The organism is Promicromonospora sp. NPDC060271 (genome assembly GCF_042726755.1).
Taxonomy (GTDB): domain Bacteria; phylum Actinomycetota; class Actinomycetes; order Actinomycetales; family Cellulomonadaceae; genus Promicromonospora.
This window is the reverse complement of the sequence record NZ_JBHXBG010000112.1, coordinates 1-18,692: the sequence shown is the minus strand read 5'-3', so window position 1 is coordinate 18,692 and position 18,692 is coordinate 1. Positions and strand designations below refer to the sequence as shown.

Genomic DNA, 18,692 nt, shown 5'->3' with positions numbered 1-18,692 from the left:
GCCTTGAGATCGGTCGTTTGACTGACCGATCTCAAGGCAACCGACCGAACTCAGCGCACGGCAGCGTGCAACCGACCGAAGTCGGTGCCGCATCCGGGCTCAGCCGGCGTCATTCCGCCTGGAGGACCCCGTCGTCGTCCAGCCAGATCCGGACCCGGCGCCGCCACGCCTCGTCCGGCTTCGGGAAGTCCGTGCGGTAGTGGCCACCACGGGTCTCCTCGCGCAGCGCCGCCGCCCGGGTCAGGGCGCGGGCCACCTGATGGACGTTGGTGGTCTCCCACTCGGCGGCCTGGGGTTCCGCCACCACCTCGACCGCCAGGTGCGCGTCGGCGCGGACGGCGGCGAGCCGCTCGTCGACCTCGGCGAGCGAGCGCGCGGACCGGATCACGCCGGACCCGGCGGACGTCACCTTCTGGATGCGTGACCGGGCGGCGGCCGCGACCAGCCCCGACCCGCCGGAACGCTCGGCGGGCTCCCCCGGCTTGAGCTCGCCGGCGTCGAACCGGGCGGCGACGTCGCGCGCCGCGCGGAAGGCGAACACCAGGCCCTCCAGCAGCGAGTTCGACGCGAGCCGGTTCGCCCCGTGCACGCCGGTGCACGCCACCTCGCCGACGGCGTACAACCCGTCCACCGAGGACCGCCCGTCGAGGTCGGTCACGACGCCGCCCGAGTGGTAGTGCTGGGCGGGCGCAACGGGTACCGGCTCCTCGGACCAGTCGATACCGGCCTCCAGGAGCCGCGCGTTGATGGTCGGGAACCGCGTCCGCAGGAACTCACGACCCAGGTGGCGGGCGTCGAGCAGCACGTTGTCGGCCCCGGTCGCGGCCATCTGCCGTACGATCGCGTGCGCGACGACGTCCCGCGGCGCCAGCTCCGCCATCTCGTGCACGCCCGGCATGAACCGGTGCCCGTCGACGTCGAGCAGGAGGGCGCCCTCGCCGCGCACGGCCTCCGAGATGAGCGGCACCTGGCCCTTCGCGCCGCTACCCAGCCACAGGACGGTCGGGTGGAACTGGACGAACTCCAGGTCGCCCAGCACCGCGCCGGCCCTCAGGGCCGCGGCGATGCCGTCGCCCGTCGCGCCCGCCGGGTTGGTGGAGGACCGGAACACCTGCCCGATCCCGCCGGTCGCCAGCACGACGGCGGGGGCAAGCACCGCGCCGACGCCGTCCCGCGAGCCCGTGCCCCGCACGTGCAGGGTCACGCCGCAGGCGCGCCCGTCCAGGGTCGTCAGCACGTCCAGCACCAGGGCGTTCTCCACGACCTCGATACCCGGGTCGTGCCGGACCGCCTCGATCTGCGCCACGAGCGCCCGGGAGATCTCGGCGCCGGTGGCGTCCCCGCCGGCGTGCGCGATCCGGTCCGCACGGTGGCCGCCCTCACGGGTGAGCGCGATGTCGCCGTCGGCCGCCTTGTCGAAGACCGCGCCACGGGCGACGAGCTCGCGCACGCGCTCCGGACCCTCGGTGACCAGCACTTGCACCGCGTCCGGGTCCGACAGGCCGCCGCCCGCGACGAGCGTGTCCGCGAGGTGCGCCTCCGGCGAGTCCGACGGGTCGAGCGCGGCGGCGATCCCGCCCTGCGCCCACACCGTCGACCCCGACAGGAGCCTGCCCTTCGTCACGAGCAGCACCCGCGGTACGTGCGTGCGCAGCTCGAGCGCCGCCGTCAGCCCGGCGATGCCTGAGCCGACGACTATGGCGTCGGCCTCGGCGGTCCAGCCCGGCGCGGGCGCCGCGAGGGAACGCGCGAGGCGCGGCCCTGGTCCGAGCGCCGGGCTCACGCCCGGCCTGACGCCGTGCGCACCAGGCCGGCCTGCTGGAACGGCTCGATCGGCAGGCCGCTCTCCTCCAGGCCGTACCCGTCGGGCACGTGCCCCGGCTCGTCGCTCAGCTCGACGATGCGGTTCTTCTCGTCGACGAACACGACGTTCGGCAGGAAGGTCCGTGCGTCGTGGTCCGAGAGCATGCCGTACGCGATCAGGATGACGACGTCACCCGGGCTGACCAGGTGCGCGGCTGCGCCGTTGATGCAGATCTGGCCCGAGCCGGGCTCGCCGGGGATCACGTAGGTGGTCAGCCGGGCGCCGTTCGTCACGTCGACGACGTCGACCTGCTGGCCGGGGATCAGGTCGGCGGCGTCGAGCAGGTCGGCGTCGACGGTGATGGACCCGACGTAGTGCAGGTCCGCCTGCGTCACGGTGGCGCGGTGGATCTTCGCGATCATCATCGGCCGCTGCAGCGACGCGGGGCGGCCGACGGGCGGGCGGTGCTCGGTGGAGCTCATGACGTTACCTCTGGACCTCGGGCTAGACCTCGACGGCCTGGTTGTCGATCAGGCGGGTAGTACCCACCCGTGCGGCCACGAGCAGCAGCGCATGGCCGGAGTAGTCGTCGGTCACCGCGTCCACGGTCACCGGATCGACGAGCGCCAGGTAGTCGATCACGACGCCGTCGGCCCCGTCCAGCACTTGGCGGGCGGCGTTGATCACACCCACCGCTCCGCGGCCGGCGGCCGCCGCGCCCGCACGCAGCGCGCGCGACAGCGCCAGGGCCTGCTCGCGCTCGTCGGCGGACAGGTAGGCGTTGCGCGAGGACATCGCGAGACCGTCGTCCTCTCGCACGGTCGGCACGCCCACCACCTCTACCGGCACCTCCAGGTCGCGCACCATGCGGCGCACCGCGAGGAGCTGCTGCGCGTCCTTCTCGCCGAAGAGCGCGACATCGGGCCGCACCAGGTGCATGAGCTTGAGCACGACGGTCAGAACGCCGTCCAGGTGCCCGGGGCGGTGCTCGCCCTCCAGCGCGTCCCCGATGCGCCCGGCGGAGACCCGCACCACGGGGTCGCCGTCCGGGTAGACGACGTCGGGCGTGGGCGCGAAGACGATGTCGGCCCCGACACCGGCGAGCTTGGCGACGTCGCCGTCCAGGTCGCGCGGGTACTTGTCCAGGTCTTCGCCCGCGCCGAACTGCAGCGGGTTCACGAAGATGGTGACGATCACCTGGCCGGCGGGGCCGGCCTCCGCGCGCGCCTGGCGCACGAGCTCCAGGTGCCCGTCGTGCAGCGCGCCCATGGTCATGACCACCGCTCGCCTGCCGGGTTCCGCGTCGAGCCCGGACGGCTCCGGCGGACCCGTGATCGCCCAGCGCATCTGCGCGTCGCGCAGCTCGGAGCGGGTGCGGACCACGAGCGGCGTGCGCCGTGCGGGCTCGGTTCCGGTCTGGGTGCTGGTCTGGGTGGCGAGCGGGTTATCGGTCCCGGTGGTGGCCTCGGTGCTCACTGCGTGTTCCTCTCTGCGCGCGACTCCCCCGTCGCGCTGTCCAGCGCGTCCAGCAGGTTCTGGGCGGTGGAGTCGTTGATGCGGTGGCTCGCGAGCGCACGGCGGGTGGCCCCGCGGGCGAGCTCCGTGTAGCTGTCCGGCACGTCGGTGGCGCCGCTGGCGGCGGCGAGGGCGCTGAGCTCGGTCAGGTGACGGCGCACGGTACCGACGTCGCCCCGCGAGACCGGCCCGGTGAGGGCGGAGATGGCCCCCGGCCCCATGCCGTCACGCGCGTCGGCCGATCGCGTGGCCGACTCGAGCGCCGCTGTGAGCAGCGGGGCCAGCACCCTGCCCGGCGCCTCGATGCCAGCGGCCTCCAGCGCCTGCGCGGCCTGCGCGACGAGCACCACCAGGTGGTTCGCGCCGTGCGAGAGGCCCGCGTGGTACAGGCCGCGGAGCTGCTCGTCGACGATCACGGGCTCGCCGCCGATCTCGACCACGAGCGCCTGCCCGATCGGCAGCACCGGTGCCGGGCCGGTCACGGCGAACGTGCAGCCCTCCAGGCGGGCCAGGTCGAGCGACGTGCCGGAGAACGTCATGGCGGGATGCACGGCGAGCGGGATGGCGCCGCCCAGGCGGGCGGGCTCCAGGACGGCGGTCCCGTAGCGGCCCGACGTGTGGATCGCGAGCTGGCCGGGCTGCCAGGCACCGGTCTCGGCGAGGCCGGCGACCAGGGGGCCGAGGGCGTCGTCGGGTACCGCGAGGAGGACGAGCTCGGCGCGCTCGACGACGTCGGGCACCTCGAGGTTCGGGACGCCAGGCAGGAGCGTCTCGATGCGCTCCCTGGAGTCCTCGGAGATGCCGCTCGCGCCGACGACGGCGTGGCCCGCGGCGCGCAGGGCGCTGCCGAGCACCGCACCGACGCGTCCTGCGCCGACCACGCCGACACCGAGCCGGCCGGGCCGCCGGCCCGGATCTTCGGAGTCACTCACCGGACATCACCGGTCACTCACCCTGTCTCTCCATCCATCGTTCCGGACCGGCGGCAGCGCGTGCCGTGCGGGCCCGCATGGCCTGCTCCGCCATGAGCTGCGCGGCGTCGGCGGTGTCCAGGTGCGGCACCTCCGGCTGCACCGGGCCCTGCGTGGAGTGCACCTGGAACGACGCGACGCCGAGCCTGCGCTGCCACGGGCCCTGGCTCAGGCCCAGCGACTGCGTCCGCTCGTGCGGCACCACGTCGAGGATCTTCACCATGCGGCCCCTGCGCAGCAGGAGCGCGCGACCGGTCACGGCGAACCCGTTGCGACGCCACGCCACCGGATCCAGTATGCGTGTCCGCCGGGGGGCCGTGACGTACGAGCTCTCGGTCCGGGAGTCGCCGTCCAGCCCCGCGTCGAGGATCCGGCGCGGCTCGTCGACGCCCAGGTCGGGCAGCACGAGGGACAGGACCGTCAGCGCCTCCTCACGGGTGCCGACCGGCAGGAGCACGCTGTTCTTCTCCTCGCTCTCGCCGCCGTAGCCCGCGACGTTCACCTGCACGCGCCACCAGTCCCGCCCGCGCCACAGCACGCTCTGCACGAGCCGTACCGCCTGCACGCGGCCGGGCGGGATGGTCTGGGAGCGGGTCTCCAGCATCCCGTGCCGCAGCCGGACGCCGTCGGGCGAGATGGCCACGCGGAAGTCGAACTCGCCCGTGAGCCGGCCGAACAGGTACCCGCCGGCGCCGAGGACCGCGGGCAGCGACGCGGACATGACGGCGAACTCGCCGGTGACGATCACGACGACCAGCACGGCCAGAGCCCACAGCACCAGCGTGATCATGGCCCCGGACCGCACGACCGAGGCGATCAGGCGGCCCAGGGGCACGCTGAGCACGGGCACCTGGGGCGCCTCGAGGCTCACCGGTGCCACCGGTCCGTCCAGCGGAACCTGCGGCCCTCCCGTGGGCACGGCGGCATCATGGATCGCGTCCCGCTGCCCGGCGTCGGGGAGCTGCGGCGCGCCCTGCGGCGTGGTCCCGGCCGGGGCGGTCACCGCACCCGGCACCGGCTGGGTGCGGGCGCCGGCGGCCGGGCCGGTCCTGGCCACCTTGAGTCCCGCCGCGCGGGCGAGGAGCTCGGCACGGAGCTCGTCGGCGTCGGACCCCTTGAGGAAGCCGATGGCGATGCCGGAGTCGGTGCCGCCGGCGGTCTCGAGGGTCAGCTCGCACAGGCCGAAGAACCGCGCGACGAGCGGCTGCCGGATGTCGACCGACTGGAGCCGGTCGAGACGGGCGTGCCGCTGCTGGCGGAACAGGATGCCGCGCCGCAGGTGCACGGTCTCCTCGCCGATGGCGTAGGTGGTCATGCGCCAGGCCAGCACCGAGTAGCCCCAGCCCACCAGGGCGATGGCGGCGAGCGCGACGAAGAGCGTCCACCAGTACTCGCTGGTGACGAGCGCGATGAGACCCCCACGCGGCCCGCCGTCGAGGCTCTGCTGGCCGAGGATCACGATGGCCGCACCGACCACCGCCCAGCCCCGGACCAGTGGCGTGACCGGGTGCACGCGCCGCCAGTCCAGGTCCTCGGCCCCGGGCCGGCCGGAGTCGTCCGGCCGGCCGGCGGCCGCGCCGCTCTGGTCGATCCTGTCGAGGCCGCCCTCGGGCGTGCTCACAGCCCCGCCAGCCGGGCCTCACCGCGGGACGCGAGACGGTCGCGCAGGCGCGCCGCCTCGTCCGGCGGCAGACCAGGGATCTGGGCGTCCGTACCGACGGACGCCGTGTGGAGCTGCACCTTCGCCAGGCCGAGCTTGCGGTCCAGCGGACCCGCCTCGACGTCCACGTACTGCATCCGGCCGTACGGCACTACGACCATCGACCGGAACATGACCCCCTTGCGGATCAGGAGATCGTTGTCGCGCTCGGCGTAGCCGATGGCCCTCACCTGGCGCGGTACCAGGAGGATCGACCACACCAGGAGCAGCGCCGGGATGGCGGCGAGGAGCCAGAACCATGGACTGACCGTCACGGCGAGCACCACGCCGACGATCGCGGGTATGCCGAGGGTGATGGTGGTCGGCACCAACATGGCCGTCACAAGACGCGGCGACACGCGGCTCCAGGTCACGTCGTGCGGTTCGAAGGGGCTGGTCATGATGGCCATTGTTCCGCAGAGGGCAAGCCCTCGACACCGATACCTCAAGCCGGGGCCGGGGACTCACCCTCGTCGGAGCTGGCGCGGTCCTTGTCGGACGGCGGCAGCTCGCAGAACTTCTCCACGACCAGACCCACCACGGAGAGTCCCACCGAGCACAGCACCGCGATACCGGCGGCAACGGCGCGGTCGCGCCGGGGCTCGATGGCGAGATCCGCCAGCACCACCAGGACCTGCGCGAGGTACCAGCCGCCGAGCAGCGCACCCGTCAGGGCGGCGGCCTTGGCCAGGACGAGCGTCCGGGCGGCCCGGAGCCCGTCGAGCGACGGGCGCTTGCCCTTCTGGTACGACCGCACGGTCCAGCCCGACCAGAACACGGCCCCGGCCAGCGCGAGGATCGCCACGTCGACCAGCCACGGCACGACCGGCAGGTACACGCTGCGTGCCTCGAGGGCGCGCAGCACGAGCCAGCCGACGATCGCGACGGCAACGAGAACTGCGATCAGGGACCCGATCGGCGTTCTGCGCATGTCAGGCGTCGCGCCCCCGCTCGTCCCTCACCGGAACCCACGAGGGGACCGAGTCGATCGGACCGTCCGGCGCGGCGGCCCGCTGTTCGGCCACGAACCCCGGCACGCGGATCACCGTGTGGTCGTTGTCGTAGCCGTCCTGCCCGTTCGGCTGCCCGGTGGCGTGCCCGTTCGGCACCTGGTCGGACCCACCGTTCGGCGGTGCGCCGACCGGGGCGAAGAGCGGGTTGGCCGGTTCCTGCGGCGCGCCGTTCGCGGGTGCGCCGTTCACGGGCGGGAACACGCCGCTCTGCTGGCGCGACGGGTTCACCGGTGCGAACACCGGCTTGGCCTGCGCCGACGCCGGCGGCAGCAGCTCGTGCGCCGGGGTCTCGTGGGCGGTGTCCCGCACCGCACGGGGTGCGATGGGGGCCTGCGGCGCGGGGACGAGCGCCTCCTCCGGCGGTGGGACCACCGGACCGCCCGCCGGCATCCCGGCCGGCGGCGCGCCGAACGGGCCGGCGGCCGCCTGCGGGATCGGCACCGAGCCCGCCCCGCCGGGTACCGGTCCGCTGGAGTAGCTCTGCGGATGCGGCGCGGCCGGGTACGCCTCCTGCTGCGGCGCGGCGGGCTGCGGCTGACGGTCGAGCTCGACCTGGCCGCTGTGGTGCCCCTGCGGGTGCCCGCCACCCGGGACCTCCACCACGGGACCCGCCGGCAGGACCGGCGGCCGGCCGCTCGGCGGGACCGACGGCGGCAGGGTCGGCGGCATCTCGGCGGGGTGGGAGTCCTGGCCGGTGCCACCACCGTCGTCGGACACCGCCGGATGGTTCGAGGCGGCGGTTCCGCCACCCTGTTCCGGCTCCGGGTCGGTCAGCCAGTCGAGCGCGAGCCAGCGGATGCCGGCCCGGTCGGGCGCCGTGGCCGCGAGCTGGGCCACCGGGCCACCACCCAGGCCGGGCAGCACGGCCTCGGGCGCGATCTGCGACCACGGCTCGAGGACGAACGCCCGCTCGTGCGCGCGAGGGTGGGGCACCTCGAGGTCCTCGGCGGCGTCCGTCAGGTTGCCGTACGTGATCAGGTCGACGTCCAGCGTGCGTGGGCCCCAGCGCTCCTCCCGGGTACGGCCGTGCACGTTCTCCACCTCCTGGCAGAGGTGCAGCAGCGCGCGCGCCGAGAGCGTGGTGCGGGCCAGCAGCACCGCGTTGAGGTAGTCGGGCTGCTCCTCGGGTCCGCCGACGGCGGCCGTGCGGGCCAGCGGCGACACGTCGGTGATCTGCAGGCCGGACCTGCGGTCCAGCTCGGCGACCGCGGACCGCATGGTCGCCTGCGGGTCACCCAGGTTGGCGCCGATCGCGATGACCACGTCAACGGGCCCGGCAGGAACCTCGTCGAACCGGTCGCGCGGCTCCGCCTGGTACTGCTCGGACGCGTACTGCTCCGGCTGCTCGACGGCGGAGTCGGGGACCGCCGCCGACACGCGGGTCGTCTCCGTCCCGCCCTGGTCGTACTGCTGCTGCTCGAACAGCTGGTCGTACTGGTTCTGCTGCGGTTCGAGCCGCTGCGGCTGCTCGAACTGCGGCGCCGGCTGCTCGTAGCCGGCCTGCTCGAACGGCTGCGGCTGCTCGAAGGACTGCGGCTGCTCGAAGGACTGGACCTGCTCGAACGGCTGCGGCTGCGGCTCGGGCTGGGCAGGCTCCGGCTGCGGCGTGAACTGGTCGTACTGCTGCGGTTCGAAGCCGATCGGCTGGTCGCGCCTCTGGTCGAGGCCCTGGACCGACTCGTACTGCTGGACCGGCTCGAAGGCCTGCGCCGAGGAGTCGGGCTGCAGCTCCCATGCGGCGGGGATCACCTGGAGCGGCTCGGGCGCGATGAGCTCCGGGACCGGGAGCGGCTCCGGGGCCTCGCCGACCGGTGCTGCGGGCGCTGTCGAGGACGGAACCCGCGACACGAGCGGCTCCGGCTCGAACGCCTCGGCCCGGAGCGGCGCCGCCTCGACGGGCTCGGGCTGGTACGGCTCGTACGGCTCGCGCTCGAACGGCGCGGGCTCGTCGGGCGCCGGGCGGCTGACGGGCTCGAGGTCCTGCGGCTCGGGCTCCACGGCGGACAGCGGGCTTCCGGAGTCGCCGCGTACCTGCTCCGCCGCGTCGTTCCACGAGTCGGTGGGCGAGCTCGCCGGGAAGGTGTCCCGCGGCTCGGCCTCGTAGCCGAGGAGGTCGGCAGGCACGGCGACCGATCCAGGACCGGTCATGAGCGACGTGTCGGCGGAGTCGGCCGGCGGCGCGGGCGCCGCCACGACGGGCATCCGGACGCGGTCACGCCGGATCGCCACCTCGACGTCGGCGAACGGCACCGGGATGGGCGCCTGCGGCTTGTGGACGCGAACGTCCACCGCCTCGACCTGCGGCCGGGCCAGCACCACGGCGGCGATGCGCTCGGCAACCGTCTCGACGAGGTCTGCCGGCTCACCCGCCAGGATGTCGTGGACGTCCTGCGCGACGTCCGCATAGCTCACCGTCTGCGCGAGGTCGTCGCCGGCGGCAGCGGGGCGGGTGTCGAGGTAGAGCACGACGTCGGCCCGGAACTCCTGGCCGGTCTGTCGCTCCGACGGCAGCACACCGTGGTACCCCCGCGCGCTCACGCCTGTCAGCTGAACCTGGTCCAGCGACCGGCCGTCCGGGCCTGTGACGCCCGTTCCGAACGCTGTGGTCACCGTGGTCTCCTCCCGTCGTCTTCGTGTGCACCGGAATCCTGCCAGGCCGGTATGCCCTGTTCCCCGACCGTCCACGATTCTGTGGTCAAGGCCACGGTGGAAGTCAATGTGTCCGGTGCGGATCGGGGAGCGGTACCCGGTGACCCTACCCGGGGCACGTCGCTCGCCGCGGTCCAGGCGGCAGCGACCTTCACCGCATCGGCACTCGCCCGCACGGTGTGCACCCGGACGCACCAGGCCCCCGCGGCGGCCGACAGGGCGGAGATCGCGGCGGTCGCGTCGTCCCGCGCACGCGGCGGCGCCATGTGTCCGGCCGAGTCGGCGAGCAGGTGGCCGAGGAACCGTTTGCGGGACGCACCAACGAGCACGGGGCGGCCCAGCTCGTGCAGGACGTCGAGGTGGGCCAGCAGCGGCCAGTTCAGCGCGCCCGCCTTGGCGAAGCCGAGCCCCGGGTCGAGGATGAGCTGCTCGGACCGCACGCCGTCGTCGTACAGGGCGGCCATGCGGGCGGCGAGCTCGTCCCGGACGTCGGCGACGACGTCGTCGTACTCCTGCCGGTCGTCCATGACGTCGGCGTGCCCGCGCCAGTGCATCGCCACGTACGCGGCGCCGGTCTCCGCGACCGCGCGGCCCATCTCCGGGTCGGCGAGGCCGCCGGAGACGTCGTTCACCATGCGGGCGCCCGCCGCCACCGCCCGCTCGGCGACGGCAGCCCGCGTGGTGTCCACGCTCACGACCGCGCCACGCGCGGCGAGCTGTTCGATCACGGGGAGCACGCGGGCCAGCTCCTGCTCCTGCGGGACCCGCATCGCGCCCGGCCGCGTGGACTCCCCGCCCACGTCGAGGATGTCGGCGCCCTCGCCGAGCAGCTCCAGCCCGTGCGCGACGGCGGCCGACGGCTCGAACCACTCCCCACCGTCCGAGAACGAGTCCGGGGTGACGTTCACGACGCCCATCACCAGGGTCCGGCCCACGCCGGAGAGCTCCGGCAGGCCGAGCACCTGGGCATCCCGGGTCGGACGGCGCACGGTGGGAACCGTCACTTCCCGAGGATGAGGCTCATCGCCTCGGCCCGGGTCGCGCCGTCACGCATGACTCCGCGCACCGCGGAGGTGACGGTTCGCGAGCCGGGCTTGCGCACGCCGCGCATGGACATGCACAGGTGCTCGCACTGGACCACGACGAGCACACCCCGCGGCTCGAGGATCTCGACCAGGGAGTCCGCGATCTGGGTGGTCATCCGCTCCTGCACCTGCGGACGGCGCGCGAAGACCTCGACCAGGCGAGCCAGCTTGCTCAGGCCCGTGATGCGGCCGTCCACGTTGGGGATGTACCCGACGTGCGCCACGCCGTGGAACGGCACGAGGTGGTGCTCGCAGGTCGAGTACACCTCGATGTCCTTCACCAGCACCATCTCCTCGTGCCCGAGGTCGAAGGTGGTGGTCAGGACGTCCTCGGGCTCCTGCCGCAGGCCGGCGAAGATCTCCTTGTACGCCCGCGCGACGCGGGCCGGCGTCTCCCGCAGGCCCTCGCGCTCAGGGTCCTCGCCGACGGCGAGGAGCAGCTCCCGCACCGCCGCCTCGGCCCGTGCGGCGTCGTACGGCGGGACGTCCGCCGCACGCCGCACGGGCGTAACCACAGGGGTCATCGACCTGTCGGTCATCGTGGTGCTCCGGTCTCGGTCACTTGCTAGTTCGGCGGATCCATGGGTGCCGGCGGCGCCGGGTCCAGCACCGCCTCGTCCTGCGGCACGACGGAGTGCCCGTTCTGGGCCGCCAGCTCCTTGGGCGTCAGCACGGGGCCACGCGTGTGCACCGAACGCTGCTCGCTGGACAGCCAGACGTCGCGTGCGGGGCGCTTCTCGACGGCGCGGAAGATCTCCGCGAGCTCCTTCTGGTTCAGCGTCTCCTTCTCGAGCAGACCCAGCACCAGCTCGTCGAGCACGTCGCGGTACTGGCTCAGTACCTCCCACGCCTCGTCGTGCGCCGCGTCGACGAGCTTGCGGACCTCGTCGTCGATCGTGCTCGCGACCGACTCCGAGTAGTCCCGCTCGTGCCCGTAGTCGCGGCCGAGGAACGGCTCGCCGCCGCTCGTGCCGAGCTTGATGGCGCCGACCTTCTCGCTCATGCCGTACTCGGTGACCATCTTGCGGGCGATGGCCGAGGCCTTCTCGATGTCGTTCGAGGCACCGGTGGTGGGGTCGTGGAAGACGATCTCCTCGGCCACCCGGCCACCCATCGCGTACGCGAGCTGGTCGAGCAGCTCGTTGCGGGTGGTCGAGTACTTGTCCTCGAGCGGCATGACCATGGTGTAGCCCAGCGCACGACCGCGCGGCAGGATCGTCACCTTGGTCACTGGATCCGTGTAGCGCATCGCCGCGGCGACGAGGGCGTGCCCGCCCTCGTGGTACGCCGTGATCTTCTGCTCCTTGACGTTCATCACACGGGTGCGCTTCTGCGGGCCGGCCACCACGCGGTCGATGGCCTCGTCCAGCGCGCGGTCGTCGATGAGCTGGGCGCCGCTGCGCGCGGTGAGCAGGGCTGCCTCGTTGAGCACGTTGGCCAGGTCCGCACCCGTGAAACCGGGGGTGCGGCGGGCGACGCCCTCGAGGTCGACCTCCGGGACCATCGGCTTGCCCTGCGCGTGCACGTTGAGGATCGCCTCGCGCCCCTTGAGGTCCGGGGCCTCCACGGCGACCTGACGGTCGAAGCGGCCCGGACGCAGCAGGGCGGGGTCGAGGATGTCGGGACGGTTCGTCGCGGCGATCAGGATGACGTTCGTCTTGACGTCGAAGCCGTCCATCTCGACGAGCATCTGGTTCAGCGTCTGCTCACGCTCGTCGTGCCCGCCGCCCATGCCCGCACCGCGGTGCCGGCCTACCGCGTCGATCTCGTCGACGAAGATGATGGCCGGCGAGTTCTGCTTGGCCTGCTCGAACAGGTCGCGGACACGGCTGGCGCCCACACCGACGAACATCTCGACGAAGTCGGAGCCGGAGATCGAGTAGAACGGCACGCCTGCCTCGCCGGCGACGGCGCGCGCGATGAGCGTCTTGCCCGTACCGGGCGGGCCGTACAGGAGCACGCCCTTGGGGATCTTGGCGCCGACGGCCTGGAACTTGGCGGGCTCCTGCAGGAACTCCTTGATCTCCTGGAGCTCCTCCACCGCCTCGTCGGCGCCCGCGACGTCGGCGAAGGTCACCTGCGGGGTGTCCTTGCTGGCCAGCTTGGCCTTGGACTTGCCGAAGCCCATGACCCGGTTGCCGCCGCCCTGGGCCCGCGAGAGCAGGAACCAGAACACGACACCGATCAGCAGGAACGGGATCAGCACCGACAGCATGGAGGACCAGAAGCTGGGCTGCGGCACCTCCGAGTCGAAGCCGTCGGCCGGGTCCGACTTCACGATGGCGTCCTCTACCCGGTCGCCCTGGGGCAGCGTGTAGAAGAACTCGACGGTCTTGCCGTGGTCGACCTCCTCGGCGGCGTCGCCCTCACCCTCGGTCGACTTGTACGCCTTGGAGAGCTTGAGCTCGACCCGCTGCTCGCCGTCGACCATGAGGGCGTGCTCGACCGTGCTGCCGCTCAGCAGATCGATGCCCTGTGATGTCTCGATTCGCGAGACATTGGGCTGGTTCAGTGCCGAGATGGCCAGTGTCACCACGACCAGTGCGACCAGGATCCAGATGACAGGCCCGCTCAGAAGCTTCTTGATGTTCTTCATCGGCGACGGGGACCGAGCCCCGTTTCCCTCCGCTCGCGCAGTATGTTTCCGTCGAAACTACATGGTCTCCCTGACAGGAGCCCCGAGTGTTCGCCCAGAGCATGTGATGCCTCGGCCACACCTCGCCCGGACGTGACGAACCGCCCGGGATGGGCATCCGCGGAGCCGAGCGGCGCTGAGTGGATCAGCCTCCGTAGACGTGCGGTGCCAGGGTGGCAACGAACGGCAGGTTGCGATAGTTCTCCGCGTAGTCGAGGCCGTAGCCGACGACGAACTCGTTGGGGATGTCGTAACCCAGGTACTTCACGTCGACGTCGGCCTGCGCGGCGTCCGGCTTGCGCAGCATGGCGGCGATCTCGACGGACTCCGGGCCCCGCGAGCGCAGGTTCGACACGAGCCAGGACAGGGTCAGGCCCGAGTCGATGATGTCCTCGACGATGATCACGTTGCGGCCCGTCAGGTCCGCGTCGAGGTCCTTGAGGATGCGGACGACACCGGAGGACTTGGTCCCCGAGCCGTACGACGACACCGCCATCCAGTCCATCTGGACCTTGTGGTGCAGGCGGCGCGACAGGTCCGCCATCACCATCACGGCGCCCTTGAGCACGCCGACGAGGAGCAGGTCCTTGCCCGCGTAGTCCGCGTCGATCTGGGCTGCCAGCTCGTCGAGCTTCTTGGTGAGCTGCTCCTCGGAGAGCAGGATCTCTGCGAGGTCGGGTCCGACGTCGGACTGGTCCACGAGTTACTCCTGAGTTGTGCTGGAGGGCCGGACGCCGGTCCCACCGTCCGAGATACCGGTCGGCGCGGCGCGCAGGAAAAGACTGCCACACGCGCGACGGGCCTGTGCGCCGCCCGGGAGGTGGACGGAGCCTTGACCGCTCCATGACACGACGAGTGCGTCCAGCGCGTCGACGTGCCGCGCGGTGGTGTCGCTCGGCTTGCAGCCGATCGCGAGGGCGGCGAGCCGGAGGGCCCGGCGCCGGAGCGCCGGATGGGCCCGCTCCAGCACCCCCACGTCGAGAACCACCCCGGAAGAAGGTTCGAGGACGGGGTCGTGTTCGGCTGCGGCCCGCCGGGGGGACACAACCCCGTCCTCGGACGCCGACCGAGCCTCCGTCAGGAGGTCCGCGGCCAGGTGGTCGAGCAGGTCCGCGTCGTCGCGGAGCTGGTCCGCCGTGCGGCCCAGCGCTTCCGCCACGCCCGGCCCCAGCGTGTCCTCCAGTACGGGAAGCACCCGCCCCCGCACCCGCGAGCGCAGTGGCGTGAACGCGGCGGGAGCGCCGTCGTCCAGCACGGGCAGCAGGTTGGTGGGGTCGGTCCAGTACTCCAGGCCCGACGCCGCGCACACCGCCTCGGTCTGTGCGCGCCGGAGCCCGAGGAACGGCCGGTGAAAGATCCCCCGCTCGCGCGGCATCCCGGCGAGCGACCGGGCGCCGGCGCCTCGGGCGAGCCCGAGCAGGACCTGTTCCGCCTGGTCGTCGAGGGTGTGCCCCAGCAGCACCCGGGCCGCGCCGGTCTCGGCGGCATACGCCTCCAGCGCCGCGTACCGGGCGTCCCGTGCGGCCGCCTCCGGCCCGCCCGCGCCGCTCGACCGGTCGGCGTCCCGGACGACCACCGGGTCGAGGCCCAGGGCCCGGCACTGCTCGGCCGCCCGCGCCGCCACCTGCGCGGACCCGGCCTGGAGACCGTGGTCGACCACAACGGCCCCTGCCCGCACGGCGTACCCGCGGGAGCGCACGGAGCGCCCGACCCGCCGGGCCTCGGCCGCCAGCGACGCGGCGAGCGCGAGACTGTCGGCGCCGCCGGAGCAGGCGACCAGCACGAGGTCGTCCGGTCCGAGCGGAGCCAGCACCGCCCGGACCGCGTTGCGCGCGGCGGCGACGGCTGGATCGACGCGGGCCACGCTCAGCGGCTCCCCGCGTCCGGAAGGGCGAGCCGCGCGCCGTCCGCCGTCCTCATCCGTGCACCCGGCGCACCCACGCGCGGGCGTCGGCGATCTCCCGCGCGGTGGGCAGGTTCTCCGGGGCGGCCCACACCGCGTTGAGCCCGTCGCGTCCCACCGACCGCTCGACGCTGCGCACGAACGCCGCGCCGTCGCGGTACTGGGCGAGCTTGGCGTCCATGCCCAGCAGCTTCTGCACCACCACGTCGAAGGCGCCCCGCCCCTCGCCGTCACGCCGCCGCTCGAACCGCGCGCGGATGCGGCGCACCGACGGCACGACGCGCGGCCCGACGGCGTCCATCATCACGTCCGCGTGCCCCTCCAGGAGGGCCATGACCGCGGTGATGTCGGCCAGCTCCTCCTTCTGCTCGTGCGTGAGCATGCCGTCGATGATGGTGCCGTTCTCGCCGCGCAGCGTGGCGAGAACGCTCCGGCCGATCGCGACGACCTTCTTGTCGAACCGGGCCTTGGCCAGCTCGGCCGAGGTCCGCGCCATACCGGTGATCAGGTGCCGCGCGCGTCCGCCGAGGTGCCCGGCGAGCCACGGCGCAGCGCCGAACTGCAAGGCATGGGTCTGCTCGTGCAGGCAGACCCACAGGCGGAAGTCGCGCACCGGGACGCGCAGCGCCGCCTCCGCCTGCAGCACGTTGGGTGCCACGAGAAGGAGCCGGCCAGGTGCCGAGTACGGGTCGAACTGGCCAAGCACCCGCCCGCTGAGAAGGGCGAGGACAGCGCCGATCTCGGCGGCGCCGGCGAGCTGCGCGCCGGGCGACGTGGCGCCCTTGGAGATCTCGGCGACGACCGCCCCGATCCCCTCGGTCATGGCGGCCATGGACTGCGTGTTCGCGCGCGCCCAGGTCGCACGGTCCACGACGGCGACGGGGCTCAGCGTCGACCCGCCGCCGTGGGGCACCATGTGCGTGGTCTCCAGCACGTGCCCGACGGCGTCTTCCGCCGCGGCGCGCAGACCGCTCACCAGGGCGTCGAGCTCGTCCCGTGGCGCCTGTGGCCCGGGCGCGGCGAGGCGCCCGGCGATCTGTGCTGCGGCCGACCAGTCGACGACCTGCGGGGCGGTGGATGCCTGGGTCACCGGACCACGGTAACCGTCCCGGTGGACGGGGCGTCAGCCCGCGGCCGAGTACGCGGCGAGGTCACCGACGAAGCTGTCGTAGATCCACGTGGCGCCGACCGCCTTGTTCGCGGGGATCGAGTCGGCGAGGACCGTGAAGACCAGCAGCCGGTCGTCGGCGGTGACCACCGTGCCGGAGAGCGCCCGCACCTTGGGCAGGCTGCCGGTCTTGGCACGTGCCACGCCACGGGCCGAGTTGGTCCCGGTGAACCGGCCGTGGCTGCTGTCGAGCGTGCCCGTCAGGCCCGCGATCGGCATGCCTACCGCCTCGCTGCGCAGCGTCGGGTGCGCGGGATCGACCATCACCCCGAGCAGGTCGACGAGCTGCTGCGGGCTCAGGTACGAACCGTCGGCGAGCCCGGAGCAGTCGCGCAGCCGAGCGCCGGTCATGTCGACGCCGAGCTCCTTGGCGCGCGCGATCACCGCCTGCGTCGCGCCGTCGTTCGAGCCGGGCAGGCCCGCGTCCACCGCGACGAGACGGCCGAGCACCTCGGTGATCGTGTTGTCCGAGTACTGCATGGCGAACCCGACGACCTCGGCCAGCGGAGCTGAGCTGACCTGGCCGAGCACGCGGGCGTCGTCCGGGGCGCTCGCGTCGATCACGGCACCGGCGGTCTTGAGGCCCTCCTTCTCCAGCGCCGCGGAGAAGGCCTCGGCCGCGTACTTGCCGGGGTCGGACGCGCGGGGGCCGTTGTCGCCGTACCCGTCGGACAGCAGGCCGACGTTGATGCCGAGCGACGAGACAGGCGCCACGTAACCGGCCGCGATGTCCGGGCTGGCGACGGTCGGGGCGATGTCGTCGCCGGTGAAGAGCGTGTCGTCGAGCGCGACGCGGACCTCGGTGGTGCCGTCGACCTTCACCTTGGCGGCGACCTGCTGCGCGAGGTCGGCGAGGCCTGCGCGCCCGTTCACGACGTCCGGATCGCCCTTGCCCGCCGAGAGCATCATGTCGCCGGCGCCGACCAGGACGACCGTGTTGTCGTCGACGAGGACCGCCTTGGTGTCGAGCGTCGAGCTCGCGATGCCCGACGAGAGGGCCGCGACACCCGTGAAGAGCTTCTGGGTGGACGCGGGGGTCATGAGCTTGTCCGGGCTCGACGAGCCGAGCACGTCGCCGGTGAGGCCGTCCGCCACCACCACGCCGACCCGCGACCCGAGCCGCTTGTCCTTGGCCAGGCCGGTCACGAGGCGCTGCATCTCGACGCTGTCCGGGACGGGCGCGTCAGCGGGCAGGTCTTCGAGGAGCGCGGCGGGAGCCGGCCCCTCGACCGCACCCGGCGCGGACGGGAACGGGTTCGGCTGCGGCCACGGCTCGGCCATGGTGAGCATGCCTGGAACGACGTCGTACGCGTCGGCGACCAGATACCCACCGAACAGTGCGACGACCGCGGCGACGGCAGCGCCGGAGCGCAACCCCCACTCCATGGGCATCCTCTCGATCGTCATGTAAAAGCCATAGCCAACTCTAGTGGCGGCAAACCATGCGGCGGGTACGGCAACGGCGATCCATGGGAAATTTCACCCGCTCGCGTGGCCGGTTCGCGCGCGCCGTGCGCACGCTGCGAATTATGCCGAACACGGAGAGTGGTGCTGACCACAGGTCACGGTCGCGACACGGGACACATGGCACACTGGACGGGCGCAAGGCCGCCGCCGCGGTAAGACACTTCGGCGACCATCTTCGAGAACTGGAGCACATCGGCGTGGAGTTCGACGTCACGATCGAGATCCCCAAGGGTCAGCGGAACAAGTACGAGGTGGATCACGAGACCGGACGCATCCGCCTCGACCGCATGCTCTTCACCTCGACGCGCTACCCGGACGACTACGGCTTCATCGAGGGCACCCTCGGCGAGGACGGAGACCCCCTGGACGCGCTGGTGCTCCTGGAGGAACCCACGTTCCCCGGCTGCCTGATCAAGTGCCGCGCCCTTGGCATGTTCCGCATGCGCGACGAGGCGGGCGGTGACGACAAGGTGCTCTGCGTGCCGACGGGCGACCAGCGCGCGGCGTGGCGCCAGGACATCGACGACGTCTCGGACTTCCACCGCCTGGAGATCCAGCACTTCTTCGAGGTCTACAAGGACCTCGAGCCGGGCAAGTCCGTCGAGGGCGCCCACTGGGTGGGCCGCTCCGACGCCGAGGCCGAGATCGCTCGCTCGATCCAGCGCGCCAAGGACACGGGCTACTACGACAAGCACTGAACGTCCCGCACCCCGTACATGTCAGACGCACAGGTCACTCCGGTGACCTGTGCGTCTGACACGTCTACGGGCGGCCCGCGTACGG

General features: G+C 72.8%; 16 protein-coding genes. 1 reads left to right on the top strand and 15 read right to left on the bottom strand.

Annotated elements, in window-relative coordinates; translation table 11 throughout:
• Window positions 1-109 precede the first annotated feature (109 nt).
• From ACFWE2_RS17100 to dacB, 15 genes are all read right to left on the bottom strand, one after another.
• On the bottom strand, window positions 110-1,783 hold the full coding sequence (locus ACFWE2_RS17100; protein ID WP_377225416.1) for an L-aspartate oxidase: 1,674 nt from the start codon (window positions 1,781-1,783) through the stop codon (window positions 110-112).
• Window positions 1,780-2,286 (bottom strand): aspartate 1-decarboxylase, encoded by a 507-nt coding sequence (panD, locus tag ACFWE2_RS17095; RefSeq protein ID WP_377140238.1) that lies wholly within the window; start codon window positions 2,284-2,286, stop codon window positions 1,780-1,782. Before panD ends, ACFWE2_RS17100 begins: the two co-directional genes overlap by 4 nt.
• A 22-nt stretch (window positions 2,287-2,308) precedes the next feature.
• On the bottom strand, window positions 2,309-3,151 hold the full coding sequence (gene panC / locus ACFWE2_RS17090; protein WP_377225418.1) for a pantoate--beta-alanine ligase: 843 nt from the start codon (window positions 3,149-3,151) through the stop codon (window positions 2,309-2,311).
• 125 nt (window positions 3,152-3,276) lie between these two features.
• Window positions 3,277-4,251: a Rossmann-like and DUF2520 domain-containing protein gene (locus tag ACFWE2_RS17085; protein ID WP_377225415.1), complete on the bottom strand. Its 975-nt coding sequence runs from the start codon at window positions 4,249-4,251 to the stop codon at window positions 3,277-3,279.
• A gap of 13 nt (window positions 4,252-4,264) precedes the next feature.
• A complete protein-coding gene (locus ACFWE2_RS17080; protein WP_377225414.1) occupies window positions 4,265-5,911 on the bottom strand; it encodes a PH domain-containing protein in 1,647 nt (548 codons plus the stop codon).
• Window positions 5,908-6,399, bottom strand: a complete 492-nt coding sequence (locus ACFWE2_RS17075; protein ID WP_377225413.1) for a PH domain-containing protein — start codon at window positions 6,397-6,399, stop codon at window positions 5,908-5,910. The genes ACFWE2_RS17080 and ACFWE2_RS17075 overlap by 4 nt, the downstream gene beginning before the upstream one ends.
• 35 nt (window positions 6,400-6,434) lie before the next feature.
• A complete protein-coding gene (locus tag ACFWE2_RS17070; RefSeq protein WP_377225412.1) occupies window positions 6,435-6,920 on the bottom strand; it encodes a DUF3180 domain-containing protein in 486 nt (161 codons plus the stop codon).
• 1 nt (window position 6,921) lies between these two features.
• The gene (folK, locus tag ACFWE2_RS17065) at window positions 6,922-9,612 is read right to left on the bottom strand and encodes a 2-amino-4-hydroxy-6-hydroxymethyldihydropteridine diphosphokinase (protein WP_377225411.1); all 2,691 of its coding nucleotides are present in this window, start codon (window positions 9,610-9,612) and stop codon (window positions 6,922-6,924) included.
• Entirely contained in the window at window positions 9,609-10,568 is a 960-nt protein-coding gene (gene folP / locus ACFWE2_RS17060; protein ID WP_377225417.1) for a dihydropteroate synthase, read from the bottom strand. Before folP ends, folK begins: the two co-directional genes overlap by 4 nt.
• Window positions 10,569-10,651: 83 nt before the next feature.
• On the bottom strand, window positions 10,652-11,260 hold the full coding sequence (gene folE, locus ACFWE2_RS17055) for a GTP cyclohydrolase I FolE (protein WP_377225410.1): 609 nt from the start codon (window positions 11,258-11,260) through the stop codon (window positions 10,652-10,654).
• 41 nt (window positions 11,261-11,301) lie between these two features.
• Window positions 11,302-13,332 carry an ATP-dependent zinc metalloprotease FtsH gene (ftsH, locus tag ACFWE2_RS17050; protein ID WP_377225409.1) on the bottom strand — a complete coding sequence of 677 codons (2,031 nt, stop codon included), beginning with the start codon at window positions 13,330-13,332 and terminating at the stop codon, window positions 11,302-11,304.
• Between the two features lie 184 nt (window positions 13,333-13,516).
• A complete protein-coding gene (hpt, locus tag ACFWE2_RS17045; protein ID WP_116677043.1) occupies window positions 13,517-14,071 on the bottom strand; it encodes a hypoxanthine phosphoribosyltransferase in 555 nt (184 codons plus the stop codon).
• A gap of 3 nt (window positions 14,072-14,074) precedes the next feature.
• Window positions 14,075-15,235, bottom strand: a complete 1,161-nt coding sequence (gene tilS / locus ACFWE2_RS17040) for a tRNA lysidine(34) synthetase TilS (RefSeq protein ID WP_377225408.1) — start codon at window positions 15,233-15,235, stop codon at window positions 14,075-14,077.
• 52 nt (window positions 15,236-15,287) lie between these two features.
• Complete coding sequence (locus tag ACFWE2_RS17035; protein WP_377225407.1) at window positions 15,288-16,364, bottom strand: zinc-dependent metalloprotease; 1,077 nt, start codon at window positions 16,362-16,364, stop codon at window positions 15,288-15,290.
• Between the two features lie 33 nt (window positions 16,365-16,397).
• Window positions 16,398-17,849: a D-alanyl-D-alanine carboxypeptidase/D-alanyl-D-alanine-endopeptidase gene (dacB, locus tag ACFWE2_RS17030; protein ID WP_377225406.1), complete on the bottom strand. Its 1,452-nt coding sequence runs from the start codon at window positions 17,847-17,849 to the stop codon at window positions 16,398-16,400.
• 257 nt (window positions 17,850-18,106) lie between these two features.
• Here dacB and ACFWE2_RS17025 point away from each other — a divergent pair, with 257 nt between their 5' ends.
• Window positions 18,107-18,607, top strand: coding sequence for an inorganic diphosphatase (locus ACFWE2_RS17025; protein WP_377225405.1), 501 nt, complete (start codon window positions 18,107-18,109; stop codon window positions 18,605-18,607).
• Window positions 18,608-18,692 lie beyond the last annotated feature (85 nt).